The sequence below is a fragment of the Bradyrhizobium sp. P5_C11_2 genome (assembly GCF_054049755.1).
Genome location: NZ_JBFULT010000589.1, coordinates 1 through 4,556, shown reverse-complemented (window position 1 = coordinate 4,556; position 4,556 = coordinate 1). Strand labels below are relative to the sequence as shown.

Sequence of the window (4,556 nt, the reverse complement as noted above, 5' to 3'; positions counted from 1 at the left end):
GTGCCGTCGCGATGCAGCATCGAAATCGTTGCGCCTTCGCCCAACACGACGGACTCGAAGAACTTTTCGAAATTGGCGGGCTCGATGCCGCGTCCGACGACGCCCAGGAACTCGCCGTTCGGTCCCAGCACCCTGCGCACGATCAGGATGGTCYAGGCGCCCGAGATACGGCTGTGCACCGGCTCGATCAGGACGTCGGGGGAGTGGGGATCATATCTGAAGGTCCGGAAATAGGCCCGGTCGGCGACGTTGACCTTCGGGGCCGGCCAAGCGGTCGACGAGTTGATCAGATTTCCCTCGGCATCGATGACGTTGACGCCGCCCATATAGGGCAGCGCCTCGATCTTCGAGCGCAGCATCCGGTGAACGTCCTGGCCGGAGAGGCGCCTGCGATAGTCCTCTGCACTGTTGATGCCGGTGGCGTGGACGTGGTCGACGAAATCCTTCTGGATGACCGCGAAATCCTGCAATTGCTGATCGAAATGGTGAGCGAGCAGCAGCACGGTGTTTTCCAGCTCACGTCCGCTGTTGCGCAGCGCGCGCTCGCGGAAATTCTGCGCCATCAGCGTCGCGCCGACGGCGATCGCGGCGATCAGGAATATCCCGCCCACGACCAGCCAGCGGATCGGCCCGCTGCGCGCGAGCGCGGCCTGGTCGAGGAGGCGACTGCCGAATTTCGTCATGATCTCGATCGCTGTCGTGCACACGCCAGGATCAGTTCTTGAGCCCGGGAACACCCGTTGGTTTACGGGAACGGAATGGAGGCAAAGTTAGGAAGCGCGGTTAATGCAGGATGAATTGGCGCGCGCAAATGCAAGCGACGAGCGGCCTGATCGCGGTGGGCATCGCGCTTGCCATCATCACCGTCGTGAACGGCATGGGCAGCAAGCTCAACGCAAAATTCGGATCGATCAGCTCGTCGCTGAAGTGATCGCGCGGCGCTCAGGCGCGGTAGTGGCCCGACTTGCCGCCGAGCTTCTCGACCAGATGGATGGCCTCGATACGCACGCCGCGCTCGACCGCCTTGATCATGTCGTAGATGGTGAGGCAGGCGACCGTAACAGCCGTGAGCGCCTCCATCTCGACGCCGGTCGGGCCCGTCACCTTCACGCTGGCACGGACGAGGCAGCCCGGCAGCTTGGCGTCGGGCTCGATGTCGACCGTGACCTTCGACAGCGCCAGCGGGTGGCAGAGCGGGATCAGCTCCGAGGTGCGCTTGGCCGCCATGATGCCGGCGATGCGCGCGGTGCCGAGCACGTCACCCTTCTTGGCGTTGCCGGAGACGATCAGATCAAGCGTCGCCTTGCTCATGATCACGCGGCCTTCAGCGACCGCAAGGCGCTCGGTTGCCGGCTTGTCCGACACATCGACCATCCGCGCCTCGCCGGAGGCGCCGATATGGGTGAGGGCAGGGCCGGCCTTCGTTTTCGATGGCTTGGCTGCGGCGGGCTTGCGCGCCATGTCAGCGCGTACCCGTGGCGCGCGGCGTGGTCTCGCGCGCGAGCAGCGTGCGGGTCGCCGCGGCCACGTCGGCCTGCCGCATCAGGCTCTCGCCGACCAGGAAGGTCGACATGCCGACGCGTTCGAGCCGGGCCAGGTCCGCCGGCGTGAAGATGCCGCTCTCGCCGACCATCAGCCGCTCGGACGGGATCAGCGGCGCCAGCGCCTCGCTGGTCGCAAGCGTGGTCTCGAAGGTGCGCAGGTTCCGGTTGTTGACGCCGATCATCGGTGAACGCAGCTTCAGCGCCCGGTCGAGCTCGGCGCGGTCGTGGATCTCGATCAGCACGTCGATGCCGTAGGCGATGGCGGCGTCTTCGAGATCCTTGGCGGTCGCATCGTCGAGCGCGGCCATGATGATGAGGATGCAATCGGCGCCATGCGCGCGCGCCTCGGCCACCTGGTAGGTGTCGAACAGAAAGTCCTTGCGCAGCACCGGCAGCGATGTCGCCGCGCGCGCTGCCACCATGAAGTCGAGATGGCCCTGGAACGAGGGCGTGTCCRTCAGCACCGACAGGCAGGCGGCGCCACCGGCCTCATAGGCCCTGGCGAGCAGCGGCGGATCGAAATCGGCGCGGATCAGCCCCTTCGACGGCGAGGCCTTCTTGATCTCGGCAATCAGCGCGTAGTCGCCATTGGCATGCTTGGCCTTGATCGCGCGCACAAAGCCGCGCGGTGCGGCTTGCGCCTTCGCCGTCGCCTCGACAGCCGACAGCGGCCGCGCGCGCTTGGCGGCTGCGATCTCCTCGCGCTTATACGCTTCGATCTTGGTCAGGATGTCGGACATGGGAAGCTCAGCCGTTGGAGACCGCGATCAGGTGTTTCAGCCGCGCGCTCGCCGCGCCGCTGTCGAGCGATTTTGCGCCGATCGCCACACCTTCCTTGAGATCCTTGGCGCGGCCGGCCACGACCAGCGCGGCGGCGGCGTTCATCAGCGCCACGTCGCGATAGGGGCTCGGCTTGCCGTCAAGCACGGCCTGCAACGCGATCGCATTGGCGTCGGCGTCGCCCCCCTTGAGCGCGCTTGCCTCGCAGCGCGGCAGGCCGGCTTCCTCCGGCGTCACCTCGAAATTCCTGATCTCGCCCTTGTGGAGCGCAGAGACGAAGGTCGGGCCGGTGAGGGTGATCTCGTCGAGGCCGTCGGAGCCGTGCACGACCCAGGCGGATTCCGAACCGAGGTTCTTCAGCACCTGCGCCAGCGGCTGCACCCATTGCCGCGAGAACACGCCGACCATCTGCCGCTTGACGCCGGCCGGGTTGGACAGCGGTCCGAGCAGGTTGAAGATCGTGCGCGTCGCAAGCTCGACCCGGGTCGGGCCGACATTCTTCATGGCCGGATGATGCGCCGGGGCGAACATGAAGCCGATGCCGCATTCGCGCACGCAGCGGCCGACCTGCTCGGGCTTGAGATCGATCCTCACGCCGAGCGAGGCCAGCACGTCGGCGGCGCCCGAGCGCGACGACAGCGCGCGGTTGCCGTGCTTGGCCACGGGCAGGCCGGCGCCCGCGACGATGAAGGAGGCGCAGGTCGAGACGTTGACCGAGCCGGAGCCGTCGCCGCCGGTGCCGACGATGTCGACGGCTTCGGGGGGTGCCGTCACGGTGAGCATCTTGGAGCGCATCGCCGAGACCGCGCCGGTGATCTCGTCCACGGTCTCGCCGCGCACCCGCAGCGCCATCAAGAGGCCGCCCATCTGCGAGGGCGTGGCCTCGCCGGACATCATGGCGTCGAAGGCGGATGCCGCTTCGTCACGCGACAGGCTGGCGCCGGTCGCCACTTTTCCAATGATCGATTTCAGGTCGTCCATCGCGTGCTTTCAACTGCTTTACTGGTTCGCGCCCGTCACCTGCGCGAAGGCGGCCTGATTGATGGTGGTTCCGATGTCGGTCTCGAGCTTGTTGACGTAGGAGGCGACCTGCTCCTCGGTCAGCGCGCGGTCGAGGCTGTCCTTCAGCTTCTTGACGGCGTCCGAGGCGGCGTCGGCCGCGGGTTCGACGATGTCGGTGACGCGGAAGACGATCACCTCGCTGCCGCCGCTCACGGGCGTCTGTCCGACGCCGTCCTTGGCGGTGCGGAAGGCGGCCGCAACCACGGTCGCGGGCACGCCGGCGGGCGAGTCGTCGCGCTTGAAGCCGGTCGCGGTCTCGACCTTGGCGCCGATTGCTGCGGCTTCATCCGCGAGCTTGCCGCCGAGTTCGAGCTTCTGCACCATCTCGGTCGCCTTGGTCTTGAGCTTGGCGGCGATCTGGTCCTGGCGCCAGCGCGCCTCGACCTGGTCGCGCACCTCGTCGAGATTGCGGTCGCGCGAGGGCGTGATGGCGAGCACGTCGTACCAGACATAGCCGCCACGAAACGCGATCGAATCATTGTCGACGCCGACATCGGTGTTGAAGGCCTGCGACACCACGTCGAGCCCCTGCGGGATGTTGGCGACGGGCTGGCCGTTCGGGGCGCGGCCGGAGCGGTCGACGGCGTCGACGGTCACGGCCGTGAGCCCGAGCTTCTGCGCCGCGTCGATCACGCTGGCGCCGCCGCCGCGCTCGTCCTCCATCTTGTCGCGGAGCTCCGCAACCTTGATGCGCGCGCGCTCGGTGGCGATCTCGCGCTTGATGTCGCCGGCGAGGCTGGCGTAGTTCGCTTCGACACCCGGCTCGATCTTGTCGACCTTGACGATCGCGGTGCCGAGGCGGCCCTGGATCGGCTGGCTGATCTCGCCTGCGGGAAGCGCGAAGGCGGCGTCTCCGACCGCGGGGTCGAGCGCGGACTTGGTCACGAGCCCGAGATCGACGTCGGACGCGCTCAGCCCGCGCTCCTTGCCGAGATCCTCGAACGACAGCCCGCCGGCAAGCCGTTCGCGCGCAGCCTGCGCGTCAGCGGCGTTGGGGAATACGATCTGATGGATCTGGCGCTTCTCCGGCGTGCCGAGCCGGTCCTTGCGCTGCTCGAACAGCTTCTTCGCGTCCTCGTCGGAGACCTCGGTCCACTTGCCGATCTCCTCCGGCGAGATCACGACGAAGGAGATCTTGCGGTATTCGGGCGCGCGGAACTGGACCTTGTG

6 protein-coding genes are annotated in these 4,556 nt (G+C 67.3%); 1 reads left to right on the top strand and 5 read right to left on the bottom strand.

Going from position 1 to position 4,556, the window contains the following annotated elements; genetic code table 11:
* Positions 1-686, bottom strand: a 686-nt coding sequence (locus ACXJL8_RS34715; RefSeq protein ID WP_456686418.1) for a PDC sensor domain-containing protein, incomplete at its 3' end; no start/stop codon positions are given.
* Between the two features lie 107 nt (positions 687-793).
* Between ACXJL8_RS34715 and ACXJL8_RS34710 the strand changes: the two genes are divergently transcribed.
* On the top strand, positions 794-931 hold the full coding sequence (locus ACXJL8_RS34710; protein ID WP_456622485.1) for a Flp family type IVb pilin: 138 nt from the start codon (positions 794-796) through the stop codon (positions 929-931).
* An 11-nt stretch (positions 932-942) separates the two neighbouring features.
* Here ACXJL8_RS34710 and moaC read toward each other — a convergent pair whose 3' ends face one another.
* The 4 genes from moaC to ACXJL8_RS34690 all read right to left on the bottom strand — a co-directional run.
* Complete coding sequence (gene moaC, locus ACXJL8_RS34705) at positions 943-1,461, bottom strand: cyclic pyranopterin monophosphate synthase MoaC (protein WP_456622484.1); 519 nt, start codon at positions 1,459-1,461, stop codon at positions 943-945.
* 1 nt (position 1,462) lies between these two features.
* Positions 1,463-2,284 carry an indole-3-glycerol phosphate synthase TrpC gene (gene trpC, locus ACXJL8_RS34700; RefSeq protein WP_456686417.1) on the bottom strand — a complete coding sequence of 274 codons (822 nt, stop codon included), beginning with the start codon at positions 2,282-2,284 and terminating at the stop codon, positions 1,463-1,465.
* Positions 2,285-2,291: 7 nt separating this feature from the next.
* Positions 2,292-3,305: an anthranilate phosphoribosyltransferase gene (gene trpD / locus ACXJL8_RS34695; RefSeq protein ID WP_456622482.1), complete on the bottom strand. Its 1,014-nt coding sequence runs from the start codon at positions 3,303-3,305 to the stop codon at positions 2,292-2,294.
* A gap of 18 nt (positions 3,306-3,323) precedes the next feature.
* Positions 3,324-4,556, bottom strand: a 1,233-nt coding sequence (locus ACXJL8_RS34690; protein ID WP_456686416.1) for a peptidyl-prolyl cis-trans isomerase, incomplete at its 5' end; no start/stop codon positions are given.